The organism is Lentibacillus sp., assembly GCF_035301675.1.
Taxonomy (GTDB): Bacteria; Bacillota; Bacilli; order Bacillales; family Amphibacillaceae; genus Lentibacillus.
In genome coordinates, this window is record NZ_DATGTT010000005.1 from 1 (window position 1) to 25,577 (window position 25,577).

Annotated in this window: 30 protein-coding genes and 1 pseudogene; 25 read left to right on the forward strand and 6 right to left on the reverse strand. The window is 44.0% G+C overall.

Annotated elements, in window-relative coordinates; all coding sequences use genetic code 11:
• Positions 1-177: 177 nt before the first annotated feature.
• The 5 genes from VK097_RS00480 (at position 178) to VK097_RS00500 (ending at position 5,511) form a co-directional block, all read left to right on the forward strand.
• The gene (locus VK097_RS00480) at positions 178-822 is read left to right on the forward strand and encodes a YczE/YyaS/YitT family protein (RefSeq protein ID WP_324209833.1); all 645 of its coding nucleotides are present in this window, start codon (positions 178-180) and stop codon (positions 820-822) included.
• Positions 823-999: 177 nt separating this feature from the next.
• Positions 1,000-2,397 carry a hypothetical protein gene (locus tag VK097_RS00485; RefSeq protein WP_324209834.1) on the forward strand — a complete coding sequence of 466 codons (1,398 nt, stop codon included), beginning with the start codon at positions 1,000-1,002 and terminating at the stop codon, positions 2,395-2,397.
• Positions 2,398-2,642: 245 nt separating this feature from the next.
• Complete coding sequence (locus tag VK097_RS00490; RefSeq protein WP_324209835.1) at positions 2,643-3,791, forward strand: NAD-dependent epimerase/dehydratase family protein; 1,149 nt, start codon at positions 2,643-2,645, stop codon at positions 3,789-3,791.
• A 46-nt stretch (positions 3,792-3,837) separates the two neighbouring features.
• Entirely contained in the window at positions 3,838-5,007 is a 1,170-nt protein-coding gene (locus VK097_RS00495) for a glycosyltransferase family 4 protein (protein ID WP_324209836.1), read from the forward strand.
• Between the two features lie 42 nt (positions 5,008-5,049).
• Positions 5,050-5,511, forward strand: coding sequence for a GtrA family protein (locus VK097_RS00500; RefSeq protein ID WP_324209837.1), 462 nt, complete (start codon positions 5,050-5,052; stop codon positions 5,509-5,511).
• On the opposite strand, the gene VK097_RS00505 is transcribed toward VK097_RS00500, so the two are convergent.
• Complete coding sequence (locus tag VK097_RS00505) at positions 5,492-5,794, reverse strand: hypothetical protein (protein WP_324209838.1); 303 nt, start codon at positions 5,792-5,794, stop codon at positions 5,492-5,494. The genes VK097_RS00500 and VK097_RS00505 overlap by 20 nt on opposite strands.
• Positions 5,795-5,973: 179 nt before the next feature.
• Between VK097_RS00505 and VK097_RS00510 the strand changes: the two genes are divergently transcribed.
• Positions 5,974-6,933, forward strand: coding sequence for a cation diffusion facilitator family transporter (locus tag VK097_RS00510; RefSeq protein WP_324209839.1), 960 nt, complete (start codon positions 5,974-5,976; stop codon positions 6,931-6,933).
• A 77-nt stretch (positions 6,934-7,010) separates the two neighbouring features.
• On the opposite strand, the gene VK097_RS00515 is transcribed toward VK097_RS00510, so the two are convergent.
• Both VK097_RS00515 and VK097_RS00520 read right to left on the reverse strand, forming a co-directional pair.
• Positions 7,011-7,175: a hypothetical protein gene (locus VK097_RS00515; protein ID WP_324209840.1), complete on the reverse strand. Its 165-nt coding sequence runs from the start codon at positions 7,173-7,175 to the stop codon at positions 7,011-7,013.
• A gap of 132 nt (positions 7,176-7,307) precedes the next feature.
• Positions 7,308-8,423 carry an NAD(P)/FAD-dependent oxidoreductase gene (locus VK097_RS00520; RefSeq protein WP_324209841.1) on the reverse strand — a complete coding sequence of 372 codons (1,116 nt, stop codon included), beginning with the start codon at positions 8,421-8,423 and terminating at the stop codon, positions 7,308-7,310.
• 101 nt (positions 8,424-8,524) lie between these two features.
• Between VK097_RS00520 and VK097_RS00525 the strand changes: the two genes are divergently transcribed.
• From VK097_RS00525 to VK097_RS00535, 3 genes are all read left to right on the forward strand, one after another.
• Complete coding sequence (locus tag VK097_RS00525; RefSeq protein WP_324209842.1) at positions 8,525-9,037, forward strand: hypothetical protein; 513 nt, start codon at positions 8,525-8,527, stop codon at positions 9,035-9,037.
• A gap of 83 nt (positions 9,038-9,120) precedes the next feature.
• A complete protein-coding gene (locus VK097_RS00530) occupies positions 9,121-9,681 on the forward strand; it encodes a hypothetical protein (protein WP_324209843.1) in 561 nt (186 codons plus the stop codon).
• A gap of 71 nt (positions 9,682-9,752) precedes the next feature.
• Positions 9,753-10,685, forward strand: a complete 933-nt coding sequence (locus VK097_RS00535; protein WP_324209844.1) for a manganese-dependent inorganic pyrophosphatase — start codon at positions 9,753-9,755, stop codon at positions 10,683-10,685.
• Between the two features lie 76 nt (positions 10,686-10,761).
• Here VK097_RS00535 and menC read toward each other — a convergent pair whose 3' ends face one another.
• Entirely contained in the window at positions 10,762-11,877 is a 1,116-nt protein-coding gene (gene menC / locus VK097_RS00540; RefSeq protein ID WP_324209845.1) for an o-succinylbenzoate synthase, read from the reverse strand.
• 213 nt (positions 11,878-12,090) lie between these two features.
• On the opposite strand from menC, the gene VK097_RS00545 reads away from it, so the two are divergent.
• The 15 genes and pseudogenes from VK097_RS00545 to VK097_RS00610 all read left to right on the forward strand — a co-directional run bounded on the left by VK097_RS00545 (position 12,091) and on the right by VK097_RS00610 (position 21,519).
• Positions 12,091-12,693, forward strand: a complete 603-nt coding sequence (locus VK097_RS00545) for a Dph6-related ATP pyrophosphatase (RefSeq protein WP_324209846.1) — start codon at positions 12,091-12,093, stop codon at positions 12,691-12,693.
• Positions 12,694-12,717: 24 nt separating this feature from the next.
• Positions 12,718-13,272: an SLOG family protein gene (locus VK097_RS00550; RefSeq protein ID WP_324209847.1), complete on the forward strand. Its 555-nt coding sequence runs from the start codon at positions 12,718-12,720 to the stop codon at positions 13,270-13,272.
• A 23-nt stretch (positions 13,273-13,295) separates the two neighbouring features.
• Positions 13,296-13,589, forward strand: a complete 294-nt coding sequence (locus VK097_RS00555; protein ID WP_324209848.1) for a hypothetical protein — start codon at positions 13,296-13,298, stop codon at positions 13,587-13,589.
• A 601-nt stretch (positions 13,590-14,190) separates the two neighbouring features.
• Entirely contained in the window at positions 14,191-14,823 is a 633-nt protein-coding gene (locus VK097_RS00560; protein WP_324209849.1) for a YczE/YyaS/YitT family protein, read from the forward strand.
• Between the two features lie 67 nt (positions 14,824-14,890).
• Complete coding sequence (locus tag VK097_RS00565) at positions 14,891-15,043, forward strand: small acid-soluble spore protein P (protein WP_010529733.1); 153 nt, start codon at positions 14,891-14,893, stop codon at positions 15,041-15,043.
• Between the two features lie 184 nt (positions 15,044-15,227).
• On the forward strand, positions 15,228-16,010 hold the full coding sequence (locus tag VK097_RS00570; protein ID WP_324209850.1) for an ABC transporter ATP-binding protein: 783 nt from the start codon (positions 15,228-15,230) through the stop codon (positions 16,008-16,010).
• Positions 16,007-17,758 (forward strand): putative ABC transporter permease subunit, encoded by a 1,752-nt coding sequence (locus VK097_RS00575; RefSeq protein WP_324209851.1) that lies wholly within the window; start codon positions 16,007-16,009, stop codon positions 17,756-17,758. The genes VK097_RS00570 and VK097_RS00575 overlap by 4 nt, the downstream gene beginning before the upstream one ends.
• A gap of 70 nt (positions 17,759-17,828) precedes the next feature.
• Positions 17,829-18,005, forward strand: coding sequence for a hypothetical protein (locus VK097_RS00580; RefSeq protein WP_324209852.1), 177 nt, complete (start codon positions 17,829-17,831; stop codon positions 18,003-18,005).
• 21 nt (positions 18,006-18,026) lie between these two features.
• Positions 18,027-18,545 (forward strand): GNAT family N-acetyltransferase, encoded by a 519-nt coding sequence (locus VK097_RS00585; protein ID WP_324209853.1) that lies wholly within the window; start codon positions 18,027-18,029, stop codon positions 18,543-18,545.
• Positions 18,546-18,996: 451 nt separating this feature from the next.
• Positions 18,997-19,192 (forward strand): annotated as a pseudogene (locus VK097_RS00590) (GNAT family N-acetyltransferase); the annotation flags it as partial.
• Positions 19,193-19,216: 24 nt separating this feature from the next.
• The gene (locus VK097_RS00595) at positions 19,217-19,366 is read left to right on the forward strand and encodes a hypothetical protein (RefSeq protein WP_324209854.1); all 150 of its coding nucleotides are present in this window, start codon (positions 19,217-19,219) and stop codon (positions 19,364-19,366) included.
• Between the two features lie 155 nt (positions 19,367-19,521).
• Entirely contained in the window at positions 19,522-19,848 is a 327-nt protein-coding gene (locus VK097_RS00600; protein WP_324209855.1) for a hypothetical protein, read from the forward strand.
• 66 nt (positions 19,849-19,914) lie between these two features.
• Positions 19,915-20,016, forward strand: coding sequence for a hypothetical protein (locus tag VK097_RS15510; protein ID WP_491712954.1), 102 nt, complete (start codon positions 19,915-19,917; stop codon positions 20,014-20,016).
• 170 nt (positions 20,017-20,186) lie between these two features.
• On the forward strand, positions 20,187-20,972 hold the full coding sequence (locus VK097_RS00605; protein WP_324209856.1) for an HAD family hydrolase: 786 nt from the start codon (positions 20,187-20,189) through the stop codon (positions 20,970-20,972).
• A gap of 7 nt (positions 20,973-20,979) precedes the next feature.
• Positions 20,980-21,519, forward strand: a complete 540-nt coding sequence (locus tag VK097_RS00610) for a histidine phosphatase family protein (RefSeq protein ID WP_324209857.1) — start codon at positions 20,980-20,982, stop codon at positions 21,517-21,519.
• A 78-nt stretch (positions 21,520-21,597) separates the two neighbouring features.
• Here the strand turns inward: VK097_RS00610 and serA are convergent, their stop codons facing one another.
• The gene (serA, locus tag VK097_RS00615; protein WP_324209858.1) at positions 21,598-23,181 is read right to left on the reverse strand and encodes a phosphoglycerate dehydrogenase; all 1,584 of its coding nucleotides are present in this window, start codon (positions 23,179-23,181) and stop codon (positions 21,598-21,600) included.
• Positions 23,182-24,336 carry a pyridoxal-phosphate-dependent aminotransferase family protein gene (locus VK097_RS00620; RefSeq protein WP_324209859.1) on the reverse strand — a complete coding sequence of 385 codons (1,155 nt, stop codon included), beginning with the start codon at positions 24,334-24,336 and terminating at the stop codon, positions 23,182-23,184.
• Positions 24,337-24,660: 324 nt separating this feature from the next.
• Here VK097_RS00620 and VK097_RS00625 point away from each other — a divergent pair, with 324 nt between their 5' ends.
• Positions 24,661-25,575, forward strand: coding sequence for a ketopantoate reductase family protein (locus tag VK097_RS00625; protein WP_324209860.1), 915 nt, complete (start codon positions 24,661-24,663; stop codon positions 25,573-25,575).
• Positions 25,576-25,577: the final 2 nt, after the last annotated feature.

Consider the following 25,577-nt stretch of genomic DNA (forward strand, 5'->3'; position numbering starts at 1 on the left):
TAAAGCCGCCTATGATAGGTCCCCGGTATTGTCTGAACGAAAGCTATCTGAATCAAAGCATATTTAAAATAATTGCCGAATTTCGTCTGATGAAGCGTGTGCCGGAAATCAGTAATCGGCTGTTGAATATGATATAATTGAAATTCCGTAACTGTACGCAGAAAGAAGGTAAGATGCATGATAAATGTATTTCGCTGGTCGATCTATTTTATTGGGATTATGATTTTCAGTATGGGGATTACGATCACGGTCAATATGCAGCATTTGGGGATTCACCCGTGGGATGTATTGAATGTTGCATTGTTTGACTTGGTCGGGTTGTCCATTGGTTCCTGGACAATCATTATTTCGATTGTACTGATTGTGATTTCGTGGACCCTCGATAAATCCTATATTAAAATCGGCACGTTTTTAAATGCGGTGCTTGTCGGGGCCTTTGTCGATTTTTATATGTGGCTGGATTTCCTTCCAAAAGCAGCTGGCAGCTGGACAGATATTGTCAGTATTGTTGCAGGTATTGTCATTATGGGCCTGGGCGGCGGCATTTACAACTCGGCCGGTGTGGGTTCAGGCCCGCGTGATGGTTTTATGCTGTCTATTTCTGATAAAACAGGTGCATCAATTGGCAAGGTGCGGATTATAACAGAAAGTGCCGTGCTTGTGCTGGGGTTGATATTGAGCGGCCCTGTCTTCATTTTCACATTTATTTTTACGTTCATTCAGAGTCCGATTTTTGAACGAACATATCTGCAGATGCGGCGTGTTGTCGAATGGGCGTCCTTAACAAAGAAGCAGTATTCAAATTCAAGCAACCTTGGATAAAAGTGAAGCTTTATTCAGCGGGGTGCTTTATCCCCCCTGAATGTTAGTTGAACAGAATCGGGCATTTAAGGTCAGTTAGCGTCCGGTGTCATACATATTTATGTCTCATAGTCTCATAAACATGTTTATCACGGTGCAAGTATGTTATAGTGGTGGAAAAGCAGAGGGGGATCAATAGTGGAACAAAACCAGTTTTATATATACAAAATGAACGGGAAGCCATTGCACGTTAATCCGGAGAGAATCGCCCTATATCGTCAGGCCGAAATAATAGAAGCAGTCAGTGACAACTATGACATCTATTATCTCTTTTTTTATAAACATGATTTTCTTACAGCTTCCAAGGCGAAAAAGCTTCGGCGTCATTCATTCATCGAGTCCGCCTTTAAACTGGGAATTGTTTTCAATGCGCCTCACCCGTTTATCGAAGAATTATTTTCCGCGAACAACCACTGCCGTATCAGCCGCTTCGAGCCGCTGTTGAAAAAACTGGACAAGCATTACACCCCCCAAGAAAAAGCTTTTATATTAACATTCTTTGAATCCTTCATCTCCAAAAAGCGCCTGTTCAATGAAATAAAATCCATTTTCTATGTTTATCGCAGGAATGGCCAGAATATGATGGCTTATCAGATTGTCCGGATTTTAATGGATTTTGCACCAAATCAGGACCTTGTCAGACAGCTGAGATCTGATCTGAATTTTAAACGGTATGCCGATATGTACAATAACCAATCTGACGAAATAATGATGAAAGATTTGATCTTTGCTGAGAAAGTCCTTTATTCCGAAACGAATAACGATCCTTATTTTCAGCAGCTCATAAACCTTTTGTATGAACAATCAAGATGGATGGATATAGTCGCGTTATACTTCGGCAGGTTAATCGATAACCCTTCGGAGGAATACTACGACCCGTTCATAAAACTGTTGAATAGATATTTGAAAAACACGCAAGTCATGCAAATATTGGAAGATTTACACCGCGAATTACCCCGATTTGTCCCGCTGAAGAAGGATTTGTTGAAACAATATATTGAATTGAATAAACTTGAAAACATATTAAATTTGTTTAATAATCCTGATTTTGAACTGAATGCCTCACAAGCTGAATCCATGAAAGAAATGCTTGAACAACTCGACCTGGTATCACAATCATTATCATCAGAACAGCTAAAGTCCTTATTTAAAATAGTCATCGATTTTCACCCGAAAAAAGCTGGGGATTTGATTCACGGTTATACTTCGGCATTGCTGAAAACAAACGAGCCGGTTTTTCTCAGAGAACTGCTGAAGCCTTTTGCTGAACGCCGGGAAATCCATCCGGTTTATCAGAAAGTGAACAGGCTGATAACGTTCAATGATGACCTGGATCAAATGCAAATGCTCGGCGAATTATATTACGAATTCAGTCAGTCTGATCAGGCAATCGAGTGCTTCAGCTGGGAGATGGAGTTGAAGCCTGAAGACCCGACACCACTCAAATGGTTATCTAAAATTTACCAGGAACTTGGGATGGAGCAGGAATCGAAGGCCTATCGACAATTGCTTTCCAGCCTGCAGAAGCGGGCTTAGGAACAAAGGGAGGGATGAATCAACAATCAAATAATGAAGAAGCAAGTTGTTTTTATTTTCAGCTTTCTGATTCCCTGAATGAGCGGAATCAGTTTTTGGTGTTCGATTTAACCACATCATTTGTAAAAATGCTTGTAACATGATAATTTTTTATGAGAAGATAAGTATGAAAAAATGTGTACATTTTATCTAACCTGCTTGAATTGATTTTTAGGCGGGTATATTGAAAACTGGAGGTAAATAACGTGAAAATTATAGTTGCTGGAGGAGATGGCTTCTGCGGGTGGCCGACTGCTCTTTATTTATCAAAACAAGGACATGATGTAGCAATTCTCGATAATATGATCAGAAGAAAAATGGACAATGAATTGCACTCAAATTCCCTCACACCGATTGCTTCCCTTGAGGAGCGTGTGGCAAAGTGGAAAGAGCTGACCGGGAAGGAAATCCGCGTGTATGATGGGGATATGACACACTATGATTTTCTGCGTGAAGTGTTAAAACAGGAGATGCCTGATGCGTTTGTGCATTTTGCTGAACAGCGCTCAGCGCCATATTCGATGATTGATCGTGAACATGCGGTATATACCCAGACAAATAATGTTGCCGGTACATTGAATATTCTTTATGGGATTAAAGAATTTGTACCGGACTGTCATCTGATTAAACTTGGAACAATGGGGGAATATGGAACACCGAATATTCCTATTGAAGAAGGGTATATTGAAATTGAGCATAAAGGAAGAAAAGATGTGCTTCCATATCCAAAACAGCCCGGTTCTTTTTACCATCTTTCCAAAGTGCATGACAGCCATAACATTACGTTTGCATGCAAAATTTGGGGTATAAGAGCAACCGACTTAAACCAGGGCATTGTTTATGGATTGGATACGGAGGAAACGAAAATGGATCCGGTGCTCACGAACCGTCTTGACTATGATGGGGTATTTGGTACGGCCTTTAATCGCTTCATCATTCAGGCTGCTATCGACCATGACATCACCGTTTATGGGAAAGGCGGTCAGACACGCGGATTCCTGAATATTGAAGATACTGTACGGTGCATTGAAATTGCTGCAGAAAATCCTGCCGACAAGGGTGAATTCCGGGTTTTCAACCAGTTTACGGAAGAATTTTCAGTCGGAGAGCTGGCTGAGAAAGTGAAAAAGGTGGCACAGGAAGAAGGGCGCGAAACATCCGTTGCCAATCTTGATAATCCAAGGGTTGAACAGGAGGAACACTTCTTCCAGGCGGAAAATACCAAGCTTAGAGATCTTGGGCTCGAGCCGCACTTGCTTGATGATGATGTGATTCGCGAAATCTTTAACACTGTCATCAGTCATAAGGATCGGGTTATCAAGGAAAATGTCCTGCCGCAAGTATCCTGGAAATAATCAGCCTGAATAGTAATTCAGGCAAACAGTTGAGGAAGTGTCGAGATTGAAAATTGCCATAGTAACAGAAACATTCGTACCTTCCACAGATGGTGTGGTGACGAGACTAAAAGCATGTATCCGATATTTTAAACGAGAGGGTCATGATGTGCGCGTGATTGCCCCGGACCTTGGTGTGGATGAATTTGAGGGAGTGAAAATAGAGGGGGTCCCCGCAAGGACTCTTCCGCTTTACCGTTCCAAAAAATTCGCACTGCCGACACGGAAAGTGAAAAGTATGCTTGAAGCGTATGACCCCGATGTTGTTCATGTGGTGAATCCGGCTCTGGTAGGAATGTCCGGTGTCCACTACGCCAAAAAACTTGGAATTCCGATGCTTGCTTCGTTTCATACGCAGGTTCCGAAATATGCGGATTATTACAATCTGCCAATGTTTAAGGGATTCCTGTGGTGGTATTTTCGAAAACTCCATAATCAGGCAGAGCTGAACCTGTGTACGTCCGAAGCGGTAAAAGAAGAACTGGAGGAACAGAACTTTCCTAATGTTCACGTCTGGAAGCGCGGAGTGGACACGGAATTGTTTCATCCAAATAAATATGACAAAGAAATACGCGAAAAACTTACGGGCGGACAGCCGGATAAAAAACTTCTGTTATTTGTCGGAAGGCTCGCTCCGGAAAAAGAAATCGAAAAAATCCAATCCGTGCTGAATGCATCGAACGAATTTGCATTGGCAATTGTTGGGGACGGTCCGCACCGTCAGCCGCTCGAAAAGCACTTTGCGGGAACCAACACGATATTTACCGGATTTATGCACGGTGAAGAGCTTGCCAAAGCGTATGCATCTTCTGATGTTTTTGTGTTTCCGTCAACGTCTGAAACACTCGGACTTGTGATTACTGAGGCGATGGCGTCGGGACTGCCGTTGGTGGCAGCCAAAAGCGGCCCAACCTGTGAACAGATTGAAGATAACCGCACCGGTCTGCTTTACGACAAGGATAAGAAAGACGACTTCACAAAAACAGTTTTGCGTTTTGCAGATGAAACATTAAGAAAACGGCTGGCGAAAGATGCCCGCGATGATATCGCAGAAATGAGCTGGGACGGCCAATCGAAGCAGGTTCTTGACTATTATAAAGAAATCGTCAGTATAGCCGGAAAGAACTTAAAGCATAATAACATCAATCCATCTGATGTAAAAGCAGGAAATAAATAAGTACTGAGTTGCTAACAAGACTGGGAATACAAGAGGAGTTCCATGGCACATCATAAACCAAAACGAGGCCCCCTGCAATTTCTGCAGTTTGGCGTCATCGGATTTGCCAATGCAGGAATTGATATCGGGACGTTGAACCTGTTATTAATTCTATTCCATACAGACGACAGAATGATGCTTTTATTGTATAACACCATCGCGTATACGCTGGCTATAGTTAATAGCTACTACTGGAATGCCAGTATTACGTTTAAACGTTCGGCAAAAGGAAACAACCGTCAGCGTATTTTGTTTATCGTCCAGGGTCTTATCAGCCTGGGAGTGAGCAACCTTGTCTTCCTTGGTGTTAATGAATTACTGCAGCTCACATCTGTTCCAAATTGGCTGCGCTATAATATAGCGAAAGGAATGGCCATGTTTCTGTCGTTCCTTGCCAGTTTCTTCATGATAAAATATTTTGTGTTTAAAGACTTTGGCAAACGATTTATAAACGAAAAAAACTGAGCCATTTTATCGGGCTCAGTTCTTTACTAAGAAAGAAAGTATAAATTTTTGGCTCTAGGAATGCTTTATCAAAAATAGCCACGTCCGGCTCCAGCACTAAAGCTGTAGCGTGACTTCCTTCACCTCCGTCCGATAAGTCAACAGCGATTCCAGAGTTCAAGGAAGGCCGACTAAACCCGGGCTTTACGCCCAACGTCGGCATACCCCCTATAAGGGGGCATGTTTCCTTTATCTCCTGCGGCCAGTGGGGAAGATCGGCTAAAACCGCCGCGATGCGCGGCAACGCCGACCCACCTGCAGCGCTGAGCGCAGTCCGTACGTCGCTAAACGGGCGCTTGCGGCCTTTGTTCCTGTTTTGGGATAGCAGAAAGGCGGCTAGTTCTTTTGGATGTATAGAATGCTTTTAATTAAGTATGCTACTAAATAAATGTATCAACGTTTTCATATCAGGAGGATCCTCTTATGGGATTTATGGAGCGTATAAAGAAGGGAAATGTATCTTCAGGCCTTGCTGCACTTGGCAATATCTTTATAGCCGGACTAAAAGGTGTTGCAGCGTTTTTTAGCGGGAACAGCTCTATGTTTGCAACATCCATGCATTCGCTGGCAGATTCAGTCAACCAGGGGTTTGTGTTTATTGGCAGTGTACTTGCTGAAACGCCGCCGTCCGAGCGGTTTCCGACAGGTTTTGGAAGGGTTATTAATATATTTTGTATGGTTGCCGTGGTTGTTATAACGATTTTGGCATATGAAACATTTAAAGAAGGATGGCACGTGTTCCGCAACCCTTCTGAGTCAGGTAATATTTGGCTGAACGTCGGAGTTCTGGCTGTATCCTTTTTGGTTGATGGTTTAATTCTGGTTAAGGCAATGAGGGAAATAAAAAAAGAAACGGATTCAGAGCAGGACGGCCCGTTGATAACGACAGCATTTAAAAGTGCACAAAAAGCAACACCTGCTACGCGTCTTGTCTTTTATGAGGATTTAGTAGCGACATCAAGTGCCGTATTTGCCATGCTTGGAGTCGTATTGGCACAGGCTTTTGGTATTCTAAGGGCAGACGGGATTTTTACGATGCTGATCAGTGTGTTGATGCTGCTCGTTGCCTTCCGGGTAGGGTATGATAATATGGTTGGCCTCATTGGGGTATCGGCCCCGGCAGAAGTGGAAAAAAAGCTGTCAGAGAAACTGCTTGAGGATGATCAGGTCGTCGATATTTATAAACTGAGGGTTATTCAGGAAGGCCGGACGTACCATGTGGAAGGCACTGTTGAACTGACAAAAGGTTTATCATTGTCTAAAGCGGATGATGTCAAATTCCGTCTTACTGAGGAACTGCTGAGCTTATCTGAAGTGGCGGATGTTGTATTAGGCATCATTGAAGATGATGATAAAAAGAGCTGGGAGCAAAAAGAAAGCTAACTGCTTTCGAAACGACAGATGTATTGGTGTCATAAAGGGAAGTAAAAGAGAATCGGCTTTTTGCTGATTCTCCTTTATTATACTCGTTCGAAATTTGCTGATTCGATAGCTATATTAAGTTCAGGCTGGGATGTATCGTGGTCCACATCGAAGTTAATCATGACATTTTGCAAAAAGTACCAGCCAAAGATTAAGACGGCCAGTGTGACAGCAACTACAATCAGAACCGCTTTTTTTCCCATGGACATGCCCCCTTATTTTCCCGCATCTAATGGTCAGTAACCCGCCAAAAAACGACTGATATTCAGTGGAGGAAAGCGCCCCACTGAATGAAGTTTTACTTTACCCCTATAATAAGATTAGCAAAATCCCTCTCAGCTGTCTACAGCACCGGCTACATTATAGTCGGACAGGTCAATCTCCGGTTCAATTCCCAATGCTAGGTTTGCAAGTTGGCTTCCAACATATGGTCCGGTTGTGAGCCCTGAAGAACCGAGGCCGTTTGCAACCAGCAGACCTTCAAAGCCTGGAAGCGGGCCAACGACAGGCAGGTATCCGGGTGTATGCGGGCGAAAACCAACGCGTGCTTCCAGTATTGTGCTATCTGAAAGCCCCGGGGCTATATCCAGTGCTTTGGTTATAATTTCATTAAGTCCTCCGGCGGTAACGCGACCGTCAAATCCGACATTATCTTCATGGGTTGCACCGACAATAATCCGGTCATCGAGTGTCAGCATGAATTGATCGTTGGGAGGCATGACAACAGGCCAGCCGGACGTGTCTCTCCCGGGAGTTTGCAAATGCAATATTTGCGCTTTTTGCGAAGTGCTTTTAAACTTAACATTTAGAGGATCAAGCAATTGATGAATCCATGCACCGCATGCCGCAATAACCTGATCGGCTGCGATTGTTTGACCATCAACGGACGCTCCGGTGATCCGGGAGCCCTCCTGAGTCAGCTGGGCATCGCCTTTTAAGATTACTGCACCATGCTTTTCAGCGCCGCGGATGAATGCATTTCGCAGTTCGCGTCCGTTAACTCGGGCGGCGCCGCTGACATGGACGGAGGCAAAACGGTCAGCAAGGTGCGGGAATGCCTCTTTCGTCTCATTTGCATCAAGAAGTGTCACCTCGCCGATTTCCGGTGCATCTTCACGGCGTTTCAATGCACGCTCTTTCATACTGGCAAGTTTTTGCTCATCGGTATGAATACTGACGGCACCGGTCTGCGCATAGCCTGTTTCTGTTTCACCATCGCTGGCAAGCTCCCGGATTAAATCATAGTAAATACGTGCGCCGCCTTTTGCCAGCTTGTACCACGCTTTGTTTCTGCGTTGGGAGAGCCAGGGGCAAATAATGCCGGCAGCAGCGTCAGTTGCCTGTCCCGTATCATGCCGGTCAATGACGGCAACTTCGGCACCGGATTTGGCCAATTTGTATGCGGTAGTGGCACCTAATATACCTGCGCCGATCACAATAAATTTTTTCATCAAAAAACCCTTTCTAACTTTCTTCATCAACTATAAGAAAAAACTTGTATAATTGAAAGTAATACATCGCCGGTATACCTAAAAGAAAGGAGGCAGATGTCATGACTGAAAATATGATTGCCAAAATTTTATTCATTATTGGCGTTGCCCAAATGGCAGGGGGACTAATCATCGGTATTACTGCAGTATCTGTCAATTATTATATGGTAAGCTGGTCCATATTTTTTGCCTGGGCCGGCGGCGGCTTTGTGAGTGGAATGCTGTTTATCGGATTCGCCGAAAATATACGCTTGCTTCATAGAATCAATGAAAAAACCGCGCCGTTGGAACGCAAATCAAAGCAAGTACGAAATATGGCGGACCCGAAAATAGAGACCTTAGAAACAGGATGGACTTTAGGTGAAGATGAAAAAGCAAAGGTTTATGAAACGTATCAGGACGAAACGATTGTTGAGATTGTCCCATCACCTAAAGAAGATTATTGTTTGATCAGATTCCAAAGCGGTGATGAATTTTATGTAAAAGTTGTTTATGTTGGCGGGTTTGGGGTGCAGGAGACAGATGACACCGGCATAAGACAATCCATCATCCAATGGTATAATGAAAAATACTGAATTGTATCTATTTTTAAGTGCATAACAATGCACAGCCTGTATGTTATACTTTCAGATACTGATTTAAAGTGAGGGATGTCTTTTTGGCTAAAGGGAAGTTTTTGAAAATGGGATGGTTCGGCCGCACATTTATAGCCGTCGTTGCTGTCACGTTAATTGGTTCTGTACTGTTCTTTTTTAATATATTTAATTTGGATGCCATGTCGTTCTTCAGTGACAGTGATGATCAGGCAACAGCGTCGGACGAATTATCTGAAGAGACCGTTGAAAAGGTCGAGGAAGTACGGGAAACTGTTGGAAAAAAGAATCAGGATATCGGGCAACTTGTTTCGGAAACGCACGAATTTTATAATGAAACAACCGGTTATGGCGGCATTTCTTCACTCGATTGGAATAAGCAGACAGAAAAAGCCAACACAATTTTATCGGTACTCGACGAAAAGATGACAGACGTCAATGATGAGGTGCTGACAAAAGACCTGGAGCGGATTCAGAAATTGGCGGATGCCGTTATAAACCAGGAGAAAACAGAAGATGTGCGCGCACTGCACCGAATGTTTCATGACCTTGATATTGCATTAAATGATTACAATGCATATGATGTTATTTGGAACGCTACAAAGACATTGGAAACAACAAATTAGTGTTCAATCGACATATTTTTATGATAATCTAATGGTTGGGTAAAGATAACTGGACTAAAGGAGTAATGGATATGAGCAAAACATTAATTTTTGGACACAAAAGCCCTGATACGGATACGATTGCATCTGCATTAGTATATGCCGATCTGAAAAATACATTAGGCGTTGAAGCACACCCTGCACGACTGGGTGAGATTAGCAAAGAAACACAATTTGTGCTCGACTATTTTGGTGTGGAAGCACCGGCATATATCGAAAAAGTGGATGAGAGCGTCGATAGTGTCATTTTAGTCGATCACAATGAATTTCAGCAAAGTGTCGATAACATTAATGATGTGCGCATCAGTGAAGTAATTGACCATCACAAAGTGTCTAATTTTGAAACAAAAGAACCACTCTACTTCCGTGCAGAGCCTGTCGGTTGTACGGCGACAATTTTAAATAAGATGCACAAAGAGAACGGTGTGATTCTTTCCAAGGAAAACGCTGGAATGCTGCTTTCTGCAATCATTTCTGATACATTGTTGTTGAAATCACCGACATGCACAGCGGAGGACATAGAGGCAGCCCATGAATTGGCGGAAATCGCCGGGGTGGATTTGGAAACGTATGGCCTTGATATGCTGAAGGCCGGTGCTGACTTAAGCGATAAATCAGCACTTGACCTGGTGACAATGGATGCCAAAGAATTCACCATGGGCGGTGCAAAAGTGCAGATTGCACAGGTAAATGCGGTAGATACGAGCCAGATTTATGAATCACAGGAAGCCATTGAGAAAGAAATGGAACAAATCATCGGTGATAATGGATTGGAATTATTCCTGTTTGTTGCAACTGATATTTTGGAAAATGATTCAGACGCATTGGCAATGGGTGCTGCGAAAGGTCATGTCGAAAAAGCATTTGATGTTACCCTTGATGAAAGAAATCGTGCACTCTTAAAAGGCGTCGTTTCCCGTAAAAAGCAGATTGTAACGAATCTGACGGAAGAATTTACGAAATAAGATGATTAAAAAATCCCTGCACGCCTGATGGCTGCAGGGATTTTTAACGGGTAGTAAGACCTCCGCCTCGAAAATTTCACATATCGAAAACTTCTTCATTTACTGTAAAAGCTTCCAGGGCGGCATCATCAATCTCATAGCCGATGCCCGGTTTGTCGGGTACGGTAATGATACCATTGTTAACCGTGACTTCGGGTTTGACAATGTCTTTTTTCCAATACAGCGGCGATCCCGCAGTATCCCCGGGCAGTGTGAATTGCGGAAGGGTGGACAAGGCGATGTTATGCGCCCTGCCGACTCCCGTCTCCAGCATGCCGCCGCACCAGATATCAATGTTGTTTTCCCGGCATAGACCATGAATCAGCTTTGCTTCGGTGATTCCACCGACCCGGCCGATTTTCACATTGATGATTCGGCAGCTTTCCAGTTCGATTGCTTTTTGTGCATCTTCCGCCGAATGGATGCTTTCATCAAGGCAGATGGGCGTCCGGATGGAAGCCTGAAGTTTTGCATGATCAACGATATCATCGTGAGCTAAAGGCTGCTCAATCATCATCAGATCCAGCTCATCCAACTTTTTCAGTTGATCAATGTCCTCAAGTGTGTAAGCAGAATTGGCATCGGCCATAATCGGGGTATCGGGAAAATGGCTTCGGACTTCACGCAGCATCTCATAATCCCATCCCGGTTTAATTTTCATTTTTATCCGTTTATATCCCTGATTGACATGATGACTGATTTTTTGCAGCAGATCATTCATGCTCGGCTGGATCCCGATGCTGATGCCGGCATCAATTTGTGCCGTAGTGCCGCCGAGCGCTTCGGAAAGTGTGATGTTTTTCCGCTTGGCATAGAGGTCCCAGATGGCCCCTTCCAGTGCTGCTTTGGCCATACTATTCCGCTTAACTGGCTGGAATATTTTTCGGACATCTTCCGGGTGGCGGATGTCATTTTCTTGGAGTAATTTAATTAAAAAATCTTTCATAATATGATTGTTCGTCTCAACTGTTTCTTCTGTGTACCATGGAGCGGGGAAGGCAACCGACTCACCGAACCCGCGATTCCCGCTGTCATCAATCGCTTCAGTGATGAAGAATTCTTTTTCCTGCATGGTTCCGAAACTGGTGGTGAACGGGTTTTTGAGGGTCATTTTCAGTCGTTTGAGCTTTATTTGCATGATTGGAAATGTCATTGTTCGCGCCTCCGTAATGTATTCTATTTATAAGTTTACTATATGAATACCTTCTTTTCATGAAATCGGGCTGTGCTATGAAACTTGTCAACATTCCTGCCAAAAGATAGTTCTTAATCAAGAACCGGGAAAGACAGGGAAGAGCAGTTTTGAAAAATGCTGGAGCATCACGTAATATAATATAGAGTGATAATTTTGAGAAGGAGTGATCGAATGGCTGAAAAAGTAGCTCTGTCATTCAGCGGCGGGAAGGACAGCTGTCTGGCGCTCTATTATTTGCAAAAGCAGGATGTACAGGTTGCGTGCCTGCTTACGACGGTCTGGAAAGAGAGTCAGGAAACGGTTGCCCATGATGAGAAGCGTGAACGTGTATTGAGTCAGGCGGATCGGCTGGGCATTCCGGTACATTTTATCAAAACGGATTTTAATACATATACGAATGATTTTGTTTTTCATATAAACGAGATGAAACAGCGTTATGGGCTTGATGGGATGGCATTCGGGGATATTTACCTTGAAGGCCATCGCAAGTGGGGCGAACAGGTCACGAAGGAAGCTGGTGTTGAGGCTGTCTATCCGTTATGGTCGGATCAGAGTGAAGTTGTCCGTTTGCTGAGGGAATTTATAGTACTTGGCTTCAAGGCGGAAGTAATCAAGGTGGACGCGGAAAAACTCCCCGAAAGCTGGACTGGCCGGTACGTTGATGAGGCATTTGTGACAGATATTTTGGCGTATGAGGATGTCTGCCCAATGGGAGAATCAGGTGAGTATCATACATATGTGCACGGCGGGCCGATTTTCAAGAAGGAACGGTGACAGGCGCAGAAAGGGGAGAGCATCATGAAAGTGTTGGCGGTTACTGGCTATAAACCGATGGAAATTAATATCTTTAAGCATGATGATGAACGGACCAACATTGTTAAGGCGGCAATTGAAAAACGATTGATTGCTTTTATTGAGGATGGTCTTGAATGGGTACTCATTTCGGGCAAAATGGGTGTTGAGCTTTGGACCGGGGAGGCGGCACTTGAGTTGCGGGAACAGTACGGCCTTAAACTTGCTGTTATCCCGCCGTTTGAAAATCAGGAAGAGCGCTGGCCGGAGCCTATTCAGCAGGCTTATCAGCAGCTGACAATGGCTGCAGACTTCTTTAGGCCCCTTTATAAAGGCAGCTACAGCGGACCGTATCAGTATCAGGCTAACAACAAGTGGCTGATCGATAAAAGTGCCGGCTGCCTGATGCTTTTGGATGAAGAGTTCCCCGGCAGCAACCGCTATTTTTACAACGAAGCAAAACAGGCTCCAGGCGATTATCCGATTTATTTGATCACCCCGGCAGACCTCGAGGATATGGCGGAAGAAATGCGAATGACTGAACCCGAATATTGGGATTGAATTAAAAAATATATACCAACCCCGTGGAACAGATAAACCTTCAACATAGACGATTTTTAAGCTGGCTTCGCAAGGATGATTTTCTGTCTGTTCCAATCGAAAAAATTGCTGTCTACAGCCGTGATGACACTTATCTGCGAAACCTTACCAACGATAAAATCATTTCGGATATCGTGATGTATCGTGATAGAGTGCTTTCCAAAAGCGAGCAAATGGATGACGATGCAATCGGTCAGCTCATGACATATGTGAACGATGCTGAGGAACCGATTGAAGGCGCCAGGAAATGGGTTGAAGAAAATCAGGACCTGGTATGAGTGGACCACAGAATATTCTTTAATAGTAAATTTTTGTAGTTCGCAAAAAGCTCAATATCAAAACGCTGAAATTTACGTTTAACCCGCTAACGTCCACATTTAAGGTGTTTAAAGTTTGCAAAATGAAAGGAAGCCCCGTGCACTAAAGTGCGGGACCTTCCTTTTTTTGGTGTTGGGCTCCGGCATTTCATTTGGTATCAATGGTGCACTGTTCGGATTCGATCGCATCTGTCGGATTCCGTCTAATCAATTGTACAGAAAAAGGGCTAAAATGACAGCACCAGCCATCAAAAGTCCTATTCCAACGAGATAATAAATTTGATATCTGTTCATATAAGACCTCCCTTTAAGCCTTAATCCAGTATATTAATGCAAGGGTGAACGCGTATAGGCGGAAGCACCAAAACAGGCATATACACGCGGGTCACAGTTCTTATGGAAAGTGTTTAAGAAGTTACTTAGTTTCTTCTTTTGATAACCTTTGTTAAGGTATAGGAGTGGGAATAAAATTGTTGCAGTCATTTAACAGAGCTTTTGCCGGCTAAAGAGAGGCGGAAAGCTGATATTCAATAGAGATTTTAAACAAAAAGGAAGTGGTATCATGCGGCTGATTCGTGCAGGTGTTCATTTTTATCTGACAGGTCTTGTTATCCTGACGCTTGGTATTGCATTGACCATTCAATCAACAATGGGTGCTTCGCCGTTTGATGCGCTTCTGGTAGGGCTGCACCGGACGTTTGGGCTGACGGTCGGCAGCTTCGAGATTATTGTTGGTTTAACAATGGTGCTGGGTAATGCCCTGGCGGAAAGAAAAAGACCGGAATTTTTTGCTCTGATCACCTCGCTGGTTACCGGGATTGGCATTGATTCGTGGCTGTTTGTGCTTGGCGATATTGTAAACCCGGTGATGTGGTATGGCGAATGGGCAGCACTGTTATTGGGGACGATACTGATGGCGCTTGGTGTGGCATTTTATCTGCAGTCAAAGATCGCCCCTAACCCGCTGGATCGTTCCATGCTTGTCATATCAAGCCTGACCGGCTGGAATGTTTCCTATTCAAGGGCAGCCATCAGCGTTGTGCTTGTTATCCTGGCAGTCAGTTTTGGCGGCGCCGTTGGAATTGGCACATTGATCAACGCATTATTTGGCGGTTTTATCATTAGCTTCTTTTTGCCATATGTGAAAATGATTAAAACAGGATTCCGGAAACACAGGGAGAACATGGTCTCTTGAGCAAGTACGTATAGATTCCGTTTCCTCGTTAAAAACTATGCGAGAAAGTGCAAAGGAGGAAATGGAAATGGGCGGAAAACCTAAAGGACCGAAACAGCAGGAAAAACCAAATCTTCCAAAGAGCCCAAAGCAGCCATACGGCGAGCCAATGCAAGGTTCCCATAAAGTGAAACAAAGGAATCATTCACGGCAAAAACAGAACCCGCATCATGATATGTAGCAGCTGACGAAAATAGCACGCAAAAAAAAGCGTGCTATTTTTATGTTGAGAGTTTTACGCCATAGAATGAGGGAGAATCGCTGTAGTTTCGATGGAAATCGCTGTAGGTTGCTAATAAAGCTTCTTCTCGTCTGAAAGTTTCTGCTATAATGGGCGTAGGCTCTATCTCGAGGGGGAATATACGATGGAAAGCGCATCAATCAAATTAAATAATCTTGCAAAAACATACAGAAAACATAAAGCTGTCAAAAATCTTAATCTGGAAGTGAATAAAGGCGAGTTATTCGGGTTTCTTGGTCCGAACGGGGCGGGGAAGACAACTACAATCAAGATGCTTACCGGGCTCTTGGAACCGACAAGCGGTTCGGCGCAAATCAAGGGCATCGATATTTGGCAAAATCCGCTTAAGGCAAAAGAGAAAATCGCCTATGTGCCTGATCAGCCAAATCTTTATCCGAAATTAACAGGGTGGGATTATCTTGAGTTTGTAGCGTCTGTTTTCCGGATTCCGAAAGACCAATTCCAGTCTAGGGCAAATGAGCTGCTGCAAATTTTCAGCCTGACCGAACAGGCGAATGATTTAATCGAAAGCTATTCGCATGGCATGAAGCAAAAAATTGCGATATGCGGCGCGCTCACTTCGGAACCGGATGTATTATTTATGGATGAACCGACTGTCGGTTTAGACCCAAAGAGTGCACGCAGTTTGAAAAATCTGCTCCGTGAGCTTTGTGATAATGGCATGACAGTCTTTCTGTCCACACACATTCTCGAAATTGCCGAGCAGATGTGTGACCGGGTCGGAATTATTTTCGAAGGGGACATCACCGCGCTGGGCACAATGGACGAATTGAAAGCAGGTGATCACGCTGATCAGAGTCTGGAAGATATTTTTCTCGAGTTGACCGGCGGCGAGGATCAGCAGGCCATCATCAGCGAGATTTCCGGCGAAGGTGATGCCAAATGATGAAAGCTCTTTTAAAAAACCAATGGAAGATATTCATCAATACAATGAAGTCACAGCCCGGCAAAAATTATTTCAGTTATGTTGTGATGTTTGCAGTATTTGCCATATTGCTGTACTGGTTGTCGACTGGAATTTGGGCTATTGCTGATGTGATAACAGAACCGGTATTTGCCGGTATATTGTCATACGGCTTTTTGTTAGTCATAGGATTTATTATTCTGCTGGGACTTCCGCAAGTGTTTAAGCATCTTTATTCAGCGACAGATCTCAATTTGCTGTTTACGATGCCGATCCCGACCCGCTACATATTCTGGGTCAAATATTTGCAGAGTTTTGTGGGCGTTCCATTATTGGTCTTTATTCTTTATATCGTCCCATTGTTTGTTTATGGTGCGTTTATCGGCGCAAATGTGCTGTATTATCCGGTTGTACTGCTCGTTTTGCTGTCCATTATTGTGATCGGTCTGTCAGTTGCGTACCTGTTTAATTTGCTGTTGGTTCAGATCGTACCTGCCAGCAAAGCAAATGAGTTCATGACCGTAATGAGTGTACTATCCGGTATATTTGTTTATTTATTGTTCATGATTCCGAACCTGGCAAATGACCGTCCATTATCTGAAATGATATTAGCCGGGTTGCCGCTATTTCCGGAATGGATGCCGGTGACGTGGGCAAGTGATGCTATCACAGGTGCGGTCGCCGGATCGGTTGATTTTCTCATGCCATTTCTGATGATTCTGGTTCTCGCAGCTATATTTTTCACGTTGACATCGACACTGGTTGAACGGGGATTTCGCACCGGATGGGTTAAGTTGAGTGAAGGCAGCGGTAATAAACGGAGGAAAAATGCTGCGAAAAGAACCGCAAAGCTGAATCATCCTGTCATTGCTGTCGGAAAAAAAGAATGGTATGCGATTAAGCGCGATATGCGCGAATGGCTGGTGTTTCTGCCGTTTATATTCTTTTTTGTATTCGGATTTGCCGGTTTTCTTTCAAGCGGCGGCGGACTGAGCGATCTGCGCGGTCCGACTGAAGTTACCTGGCCGATTGCGCAGGCAATCCTGTTGTTCATGTATGCGATGTTCAATGGGCAAATTGCCAGCTCGACCATTGCCAGAGAAGCGAAATCAGTCTGGATATTAAGAGTTTTGCCCTTATCGGGAAAGGATATCGCCTTTGGTAAATTGTGGCTCAGCTGGCTGCTTCCGTTCGTGATTTTAACAGTGGTTGAAATCGTGGCAGGTCTGTTCTTCGGCTGGACACTGATTCAATTCATCAGCGGCATTCTCATGAAGGCAGTCATTACGATTGGCATCAGCGGTATCGGTATGTGGCTTGGCACAATTGGAGCCAAATACAATCCCGCCAATCCACAGAACAGGCTGAAGTTCGGAACTTCAATCGTACTTATGGTTGTATCCTATATATATCTGTTCTTTGCACTGATCCCTTTTGTTATGTTGCTAATTCCGGTTGAGACAATGGATTTTGCACAGCAGGTCAGTCAAGATATTGACGGGTTCTTTGGCTGGGTAGCCGGTTTTGTGTACACGGTGTTGAGCTGGAAGGCAGCAAGCCCGGTCATGATTACAATAATAGGGATTCTACTGGTGCTCATCATTTCACTGGGTGCCGCATATCTTTTCACAATGATGGGTGCACGTAAAATTGACCAGGGGATAGAGATTGAAATGGTGCAGAAAACAAGAACAAAATCGTTACTTGGCAAAAAGCCAGGCAGTCTATAAAAGGGAGGTGCAACGCCTCCTTTTATACACTCTGAATTGTGGAATTTTAGATGCACGCGGGGGGATCCAAATGGGTATGATTGTTAATTTATTTTTTCTTGCATTACTGCTATGTCTCGCATATTGGGTGATTACCCTGGCAGTCAGGCATGGTATCGATAATTCAGACGTCGGGAAAATGCTGAAGAAAAAGTATGATTATGAGGCAGAAAAATTTCACCCTAAAGATGATTTGGATAAGGATTAAAGAAGGGAGAGCTTCCATACTATGAACATTAGAAAAGCGACTGAGCAGGATGCGGCGGGTATTGCAAAAGTTCACATCGACAGCTGGCGGACGACTTATAAAAATATTGTTCCAGATGTTTTTTTGGACAGTTTGGATTACGATGAACGCGTAAAACGCTGGGAGCGAAACATGGGTGAGGGAAATGTTTATATTGCGGAAACTGTTGAGGGCAAGATTGTCGGATTTTCTTCAGGCGGCAAAGAACGCGAGGGGAAGTACGATGCTTATGATGGGGAACTTTATGCCATCTATATTGTTGAGGAATATCAGGGAAATGGAGTCGGCAAAAAACTTGTCAAGCCGGTAGTTGATGAACTTGTTCAAATCGGATGCAGTTCGATGCTTGTATGGGTGCTAAAAGATAATGATGCCAAATATTTTTATGAGAAACTTGGCGGTCAATATATCGATACAGCCGACATCACGATTGCCGGTACGAAGTTGAAGGAAATTGCATATGGCTGGCCGGACCTTTATGGGTTAACGAAGGAGAGATAAGTACGCATATAAAAATAATATGCACCGAGGATTGTAGGAATTCGCCTGAAAAAGGGCTCTTGAAGAATGTGACCGCAGCCTCTGCAGTAAGTGATACAAGCATTGTCAGGGAATTTTTTGCGGATAACGTCGTCTGGAACATAGTTGGGGATAAGCCTGCTATAGTCATTGTTAATTTATGGCAATTTATTTGCACGGCAATCCCGATTATTTACCCCACATGGATGGGAGCTTATAATGGTATGCCGTCTGATGGGCATCGGATTATATAAGCATGGAGGTTGGAAAAAGAGATGCGCCACTAAAGGTATATTAAAATCGCAGCAGGTAATTCTCCGGAAAAAGGAAGGTAAGGAATAGACATACAAAAGTTACAATCAAATAAAGCAGCACCCATTGAGTTGCTGCTCTTGGCAGATCCATCCAAAGAACAAGTAGAAAATATCTGGAGCAGGGTAAGGGGATTGGAAAACAACTGGTCCATCACGCGATCGAAACCGTGCGATCTCAAGGATATCATACAATTGAAGCCGGAACCGGAAACTCAAGCATCGGACAGCTTGCTTTTTATCAAAAATTACGATGAAAAAATTACTGAGAATGGAATTATATGTCGGGATATGATCAGGTTGGCGATGGAACTTTAAATAATACTGAAGTGAGGAATGAATATGAAAGTCAAAATTTTAGATGCAATGAGTGCAGGGAGACTTGAGAATAAAGTGAACAATTTTATCGAAAGGGAACGGCCAAACGTTATCGATATCCAAATTTCCGCCGGGTTTGGAAGTTATGCAGCCCTGATTAAGTATGAGGATTAATCAATCTATAGCGATTTCTGCTCAATCTATAACGATTCTCAGCTGAACTACAGCGATTTTGCCATTATCGGCAGCTTGAAATGGGGAAAAATAACACATTTGCTCCGTGATTGTTCCGGCCAGGCAGTCTGAATATTGAACAGAGGCGGTATAATATGCTCACAGTTATCGCATATGCCATGTTATTGGTTACGTTGATATCAGTCATACTTGCTGTTATGGGCAGATATCGAATGTATTGGATTGCAGCGCTGAGCAGCTATATTTTCAGCTTTTTGGCAGGTTTTTCAGTTGGCCAGCTTACTGTTGGGTTAACCTTTGTATTTATCACACTGGCTGCAGCGCATTCGTTCCATTGGATAAAGAGTAGTCTGCACTATATGTTTTTTCTGCTGTTGGGTCTGATTATTGGTGCATTGCTGGTCGTCTTCGTCAGATCATGGCTGTTTTTCCCATTCTGGATTTTAATGAATTGGAAATGACTCTTGTTTTAAAACTCCGTGGAAAAGGAACAATATAAACAACCAAATGAAAGCGGAGGAAATCATATGAAAAAGCTGATAAGACGATTAATCAAATACGGTCCAATCATTTATCCGATGGTGCGAAAGTTTTTGAACAAACGAAAAAATAAACAGTACAACCGTTAACTAAGGGAGGCTTCCAACTTCCTAAAAAGTGGCGTGAATGTAATGTTCATGTCATTTTTTAACTCACGACGTTTATGATGCTTCCCCAAAGCTTTTAACCTAAATAGTCTATAAACTTTCACCGGAACATGATAATATTAATCTATCATTTTAAAAAAGGTGGTACACAGATGGTTAAAGCAATCATGTTTGACTTGGATGATACATTGATCTGGGATGAAAAAAGTGTTGATGAAGCGTTTAAGGTAGCTTGCAGACATGCTGCTGACAAGTCAGATATTGATCCAGAGCTGCTTGAACAAAAGATCCGGGAAAATGCGCAGGTGCTCTTTGCTTCTTATGATACATATGACTTTACCAAAATGATCGGCATCAGTCCGTTCGAAGGGCTGTGGGCTGAATTTGATGATGAAGGTGAATCTTTCCGTCAGCTGAATGAAATTGCCCCGGTTTATCGCAATGAGGCCTGGACGAAAGCGTTAAGTGAAGCGGGCGTTAATGATCCGAATCTGGCAACGGAGCTGGCTGAGACATTCCAGGCAGAGCGGCGGAAAAATCAGTTTCTGTTTGAAGAAACATTTGATGTGTTGAATGAATTGAAAGGTAAATATCATCTGATCATGCTGACTAATGGTTCACCTGATCTCCAGCAGACCAAGCTGAATATCACACCGGAATTAAAGCCTTATTTTGAGCATATCGTCATTTCAGGTGCGTTTGGAAAAGGTAAACCGGATCCATCTATTTTTGACCATGTACTTGGGTTGTTAGCCGTTGAAAAAGACGAAGCGCTGATGGTAGGTGATAACCCGAATTCAGACATATTGGGCGCTTCACGGGCTGGTATTCAATCTGTTTGGATCAATCACCAAAAATATGAAATCGGTGATATCAAACCTACATTTGAAATCGCGCGGTTAAAAGAGGTTTTGGATGTACTGGAGCGGGTGGATTGAGATATACATGGAGAAAAAGATATACGTTATCAGACATTGTGAGGCAGAGGGTCAACCGCGTGATGCGGCGTTAACAGATAGAGGATTAAAACAGGCAGGAGCTTTAGCGGAGTTTTTCTCTAATATTAAGATTGACCATATTATTTCAAGCCCATTCAAGCGGGCAATTCAGTCGGTTGGGCCAATCAGCGAGGGGCATCAGCTTATCATTGAGAAAGATGAACGCTTAACGGAAAGGGTTCTCAGTGCAGAAAACCTCCCTGACTGGCCAGAAAAACTGAAAGCATCATTTGATGATATGGATTTGGTGTATGACTGCGGGGAGTCCGGGAATGACGCTGCCAGGCGTGCAAGCGGTGTTGTGGCTGATGTTTTGGGCAGTGAGCATGAGAGCACAATTCTGGTTACCCACGGAAATCTGATGGCTCTGCTCCTCAAACATTATCATGGCAACTTTGGGTTTGAACAATGGAAAAATATGACAAATCCGGATATTTATTTGTTAAGATTTGAAAACAAAGGAGTAAAGGCAGAGCATTTGTGGTAAGAAGGATAAAAAAGCGCTTGAAATACTCCAAGCGCTTTTTTACGTGCAACAGCCTAACGGCAGCCATCTTACTCGCTATTACAAATCAACTGCGGTCACGTCGTTAATCTCTTCAAGTTCTTCCAATGCTCCAAGTTCATGATGCTCCGGATATTTATCAATGGTCAGAATCATGATGGCATTGCCGCCGACATCAGAGCGGTCGACCTGCATGGTGGCAATGTTGATATTCTGATCGGAGAGGAGGCTTCCCATTTTCCCGATGACACCTGGCTGGTCCTTGTGATGGATGACAACGAGGTGACCTTCAGGCATCACGTCCACGCTGTAATCGTCAACCCGGACGATGCGGGCCCCGAGTCCATTCAGAAGTGTTCCGGAAACACTGCGTACGCCCGACTTCGTTTTAACTTCAACAGTCATCAGGTTAGTGAACCCTTTTGTAGTTGATGTCCTGTTTTCATGTATGGTAATGTCTTTTTTCTCGGCAAGAAACAGCGCGTTCACATCATTCACGTGACTGCCAAGGTGGCGCTCCAGCAGTCCTTTTACGGCGTTCCTGGTGATCGGAGCTATTTCAACATCTGACAGGTCTCCCGAGTAGTAGATGTTTACTTCTTCCGGTACATCCTCTGTTAAACGAATCAGGAATTTGCCGAGCTTTTCGGCCAGATTGAAATACGGTTCAATCTGACTGAGGATGTCACTTGGGACTGACGGCATGTTGACCGGATTTTTGACCATTTCGTTGTTCAAGTGGCTGAGTACATCATGGCAGACATCGATGGCCACATTTTCCTGTGCTTCAACGGTGCTGGCCCCTAAGTGCGGTGTGGCAATCACTTGCGGCAATTCCAGCAGTTTATGATCCTGAAATGGTTCTTCTTCCAGTACGTCGATGGCAGCACCGGCAACTTTTCCGGAAACAATTGCATCATACAGTGCTTCTTCCTCAATGATGCCGCCGCGTGCACAGTTGACGATATGCACCCCGTCTTTCATCTGCCGGAAAGCATCGGTGCTGATCATGTGCCGCGTTTCCTTCATGAGCGGTGTATGGACGGTAATGTAGTCCGCTTTCTTTAAAACATCTTCAAGCTCTCCGCACTCAATGCCCATTTTGTCTGCTTTTTCTTTTGTTAAAAACGGATCATAAGCGATGACGTTCATCCGCTGTCCCTTGGCACGATAAGCTACTTCAGTTCCAATTCGCCCGAGGCCGACAATGCCGAGTATTTTATTTTTTACTTCAACACCGATATATTTTGAACGTTCCCACTTATGATTTTTTAAGGCTGAGTGTGCCTGCGGGATCTTGCGGGAAAGCGTCATAATCATGGCCATGGTGTGTTCGGCCGCTGAGTTGGTGTTGCCGTTGGGTGCGTTGACGACGATAATCCCATTTTCAGTTGCAGCATCAAGATTAATATTGTCAACACCGACACCGGCACGCCCAATGATTTTTAGCTTCTCTGCTTGTTCAATGATGCGGCGGGTCACTTTAGTCTGGCTCCTTACCAACAGGGCATCGAACTCAGGTATCCGTTTTTCCAGTTCTTCGGGTTTTAAGTCGGTTTCCTTTGTGATGGAAACATCTTTACCTTTATGCAGAACGTCCAGTCCTTCATCACTGACAGGGTCTGCTATTAAAATATGAAACATTTAAGAACCTCCCGAAAGCATAATTTCCTGAGCTGCACTTATTCCTTTTCCAAGCTCCACAGATTTTCCGATTTTATTTAATGCCACTTCAATCATACTTATGGTCTGCAATATGTCCGCCGGTGAGCAGTATCCCATATGACCAATCCGGAATATACTTCCTTTTAAGTGCTTCTGACCGCCAGCAACAGTCAGATTGAACTCATTTTTCAGCACTTTTCTGAGAGCATCCGGATCAAAATCGTCCGGTTTCATGGCTGTCACCGTTGTGGATGCGTCCTTATCACTCGTCAGAAGCGGGATGCCAAGTGCTTTAAAAGCCGCCCGGGTCATATTCATCAACTGCCGGTGGCGTGAAAAAACTGCCTCAAGTCCTTCCTGCTCTATAAGCTCAAGCGCCTGGCTGAGTCCAAATAATAACGATAAAGCCGGGGTGAAAGGTGTCGAGTCATTGTCCAGTTGATTGCGGTGCTTTGCTAAATCAAAATAAAAGGAAGGACGGTTATTATTTTCAATCACTTCCCAGGCCCGTTCGCTAACGGCAGCAAATGTCAGACCCGGCGGGAGCATCATCGCTTTTTGTGAACCGGTTATAAGTATATCAATCTCCCATTCATCCATTTTAACGTCCACACCACCAACAGCGGAAACGCCATCGACGATAAAAAGCGCATCCGAATGCCACCGGATAACCCGGGAAAGTTCCTTAACAGGATTCAAAACTCCGGTTGAAGTCTCGCAAAGTGTCGCAAAAACTGCTTTAATATGCGGATGTTTTTTTAAGTGTTCTTCGATTGCCTGCGGAGCAACAGCCTCTCCCCACTCCACGTCATAACGATGAGTGGAGATATCGTGTTCAGTGCAAATTTGGGCAAAACGGTCACCAAACGCACCTGTCACAATGACCATAACTTCATCACCCGGCTGAACGGCATTAGTGACCGCGGTCTCCAAACCGGCAGTGCCGCTTCCGGCAATCATCAGGACATCCTGATTGGTTCCAAACACTGGCTTTAATTTTGGTTTAATACTATGTAGTAAATCTTTCGTTTCCTGATCACGGTGGCCAATCATTGGCTGGCTCATCGCGTGCTGGACGCTTGGCGGGATAGGTGTTGGCCCCGGAATCCGTAAAAATTGCTGATCCGGCAGCATGCTACATCTCCTTTCTGTCTTGAACGTCGTTAGTTTGATTCATCCATCATAGCAAAAATGCTATTATTGTCAATAATTCGTTAATATCAGAAAAATTGTATACGAAAACTCCCGCGGGAGAAAGGGCATAGGTGAGACCCCGCGCAGCACGAGAAGGCTCGCCAGCCGCCCGTGGAAAGCGTAGTATATTTCCGTAGCGGGGTAAATGCACCAACTATAACCTCTACTTAGTTCAGATTTTTCTTTAACTTGGAAAGGTAGACAAAATGATATGTGAAGATTATTCTTAATATTAACAACCCAAACTGGGAGGAGATGTTTCTTATGCGAATTGTTGTATTGGGCGCAGGAGCATTAGGTGTCTATTTCGGCGGGCGTTGGATTGAAGCAGGAGCCGATGTGACATTTATGGTCAGAGAAAAAAGAGCAGCGCAAATCAAAGAAAAGGGATTGAAAATTGAAAGTACACACGGGGATTACGAGATCAAGGCCCCTCACGTAATAACGTCTCCCAGTGAGATAGAATCAGCAGACCTTGTACTGTTCAGTGTCAAAGGATTTCATCTTGAAGGGGCATTGGACAATTTAATCGCACTAGCGTCAAAAGGGGCTTATATCTTGCCGGTACTCAATGGCATCGAACATATAAAGATTTTGCAGGAAAGAATCGGCAAGGAATATGTGATTGGCGGCTTGTCATACATTTTTGCGACATTAAATGATAAAGGGCATGTTGAACAGGCCGGGGATATGCATCATTTATATTTTGGACCGCTCGAATCTTCCCAGCAAAAAGTCTGCAAAAAGCTGGCGGATATTTCAGAGAACGCAGGATTCATTTCGAAAAACAGCACTGAGATGATGCAGGAGCTCTGGAAAAAATATATGTTCATCACGGCACTGTCAGGAGTGACCACGGCTGTAAATTTGCCGATCGGAACAATACGGGAGCACCCTGAAACACTGCATGTTGCCGAAATGATGCTTCGCGAAATCCAGGAATTGGCGAAAAAATATGGTGCCGTCATCACTGACACCGATGTTGACGCGGCAATGAAGAATGCACAATCGCTGGATCCTGAAGCCACATCATCCATGCATAAGGACCGGCGTAAGGGGCTGCATCTTGAAGTCGATCATTTGCAGGGAGGAGCTGTAAGATTGGCTGAAAGTGTGAATTTGGATGTTCCTTATACCAGGGCTGTCCTGGGGATGATAAAGCCTTTTGAACATGGTTAAAA

Excerpts from the sequence above, each read along its gene's own strand:
- VK097_RS00480 (WP_324209833.1), top strand. The coding sequence starts at position 178 with ATGATAAATGTATTTCGCTGGTCGATCTATTTTATTGGGATTATGATT.
- VK097_RS00500 (WP_324209837.1), top strand. The coding sequence starts at position 5,050 with ATGGCACATCATAAACCAAAACGAGGCCCCCTGCAATTTCTGCAGTTT.
- VK097_RS00510 (WP_324209839.1), top strand. The coding sequence starts at position 5,974 with ATGGGATTTATGGAGCGTATAAAGAAGGGAAATGTATCTTCAGGCCTT.
- VK097_RS00515 (WP_324209840.1), bottom strand. The coding sequence starts at position 7,175 with ATGGGAAAAAAAGCGGTTCTGATTGTAGTTGCTGTCACACTGGCCGTC.
- VK097_RS00520 (WP_324209841.1), bottom strand. The coding sequence starts at position 8,423 with ATGAAAAAATTTATTGTGATCGGCGCAGGTATATTAGGTGCCACTACC.
- VK097_RS00525 (WP_324209842.1), top strand. The coding sequence starts at position 8,525 with ATGACTGAAAATATGATTGCCAAAATTTTATTCATTATTGGCGTTGCC.
- VK097_RS00535 (WP_324209844.1), top strand. The coding sequence starts at position 9,753 with ATGAGCAAAACATTAATTTTTGGACACAAAAGCCCTGATACGGATACG.
- menC (WP_324209845.1), bottom strand. The coding sequence starts at position 11,877 with ATGACATTTCCAATCATGCAAATAAAGCTCAAACGACTGAAAATGACC.
- VK097_RS00545 (WP_324209846.1), top strand. The coding sequence starts at position 12,091 with ATGGCTGAAAAAGTAGCTCTGTCATTCAGCGGCGGGAAGGACAGCTGT.
- VK097_RS00550 (WP_324209847.1), top strand. The coding sequence starts at position 12,718 with ATGAAAGTGTTGGCGGTTACTGGCTATAAACCGATGGAAATTAATATC.
- VK097_RS00560 (WP_324209849.1), top strand. The coding sequence starts at position 14,191 with ATGCGGCTGATTCGTGCAGGTGTTCATTTTTATCTGACAGGTCTTGTT.
- VK097_RS00565 (WP_010529733.1), top strand. The coding sequence starts at position 14,891 with ATGGGCGGAAAACCTAAAGGACCGAAACAGCAGGAAAAACCAAATCTT.
- VK097_RS00570 (WP_324209850.1), top strand. The coding sequence starts at position 15,228 with ATGGAAAGCGCATCAATCAAATTAAATAATCTTGCAAAAACATACAGA.
- VK097_RS00575 (WP_324209851.1), top strand. The coding sequence starts at position 16,007 with ATGATGAAAGCTCTTTTAAAAAACCAATGGAAGATATTCATCAATACA.
- VK097_RS00580 (WP_324209852.1), top strand. The coding sequence starts at position 17,829 with ATGGGTATGATTGTTAATTTATTTTTTCTTGCATTACTGCTATGTCTC.
- VK097_RS00585 (WP_324209853.1), top strand. The coding sequence starts at position 18,027 with ATGAACATTAGAAAAGCGACTGAGCAGGATGCGGCGGGTATTGCAAAA.
- VK097_RS00595 (WP_324209854.1), top strand. The coding sequence starts at position 19,217 with ATGAAAGTCAAAATTTTAGATGCAATGAGTGCAGGGAGACTTGAGAAT.
- VK097_RS00600 (WP_324209855.1), top strand. The coding sequence starts at position 19,522 with ATGCTCACAGTTATCGCATATGCCATGTTATTGGTTACGTTGATATCA.
- VK097_RS15510 (WP_491712954.1), top strand. The coding sequence starts at position 19,915 with ATGAAAAAGCTGATAAGACGATTAATCAAATACGGTCCAATCATTTAT.
- VK097_RS00605 (WP_324209856.1), top strand. The coding sequence starts at position 20,187 with ATGGTTAAAGCAATCATGTTTGACTTGGATGATACATTGATCTGGGAT.
- VK097_RS00610 (WP_324209857.1), top strand. The coding sequence starts at position 20,980 with ATGGAGAAAAAGATATACGTTATCAGACATTGTGAGGCAGAGGGTCAA.
- serA (WP_324209858.1), bottom strand. The coding sequence starts at position 23,181 with ATGTTTCATATTTTAATAGCAGACCCTGTCAGTGATGAAGGACTGGAC.
- VK097_RS00620 (WP_324209859.1), bottom strand. The coding sequence starts at position 24,336 with ATGCTGCCGGATCAGCAATTTTTACGGATTCCGGGGCCAACACCTATC.
- VK097_RS00625 (WP_324209860.1), top strand. The coding sequence starts at position 24,661 with ATGCGAATTGTTGTATTGGGCGCAGGAGCATTAGGTGTCTATTTCGGC.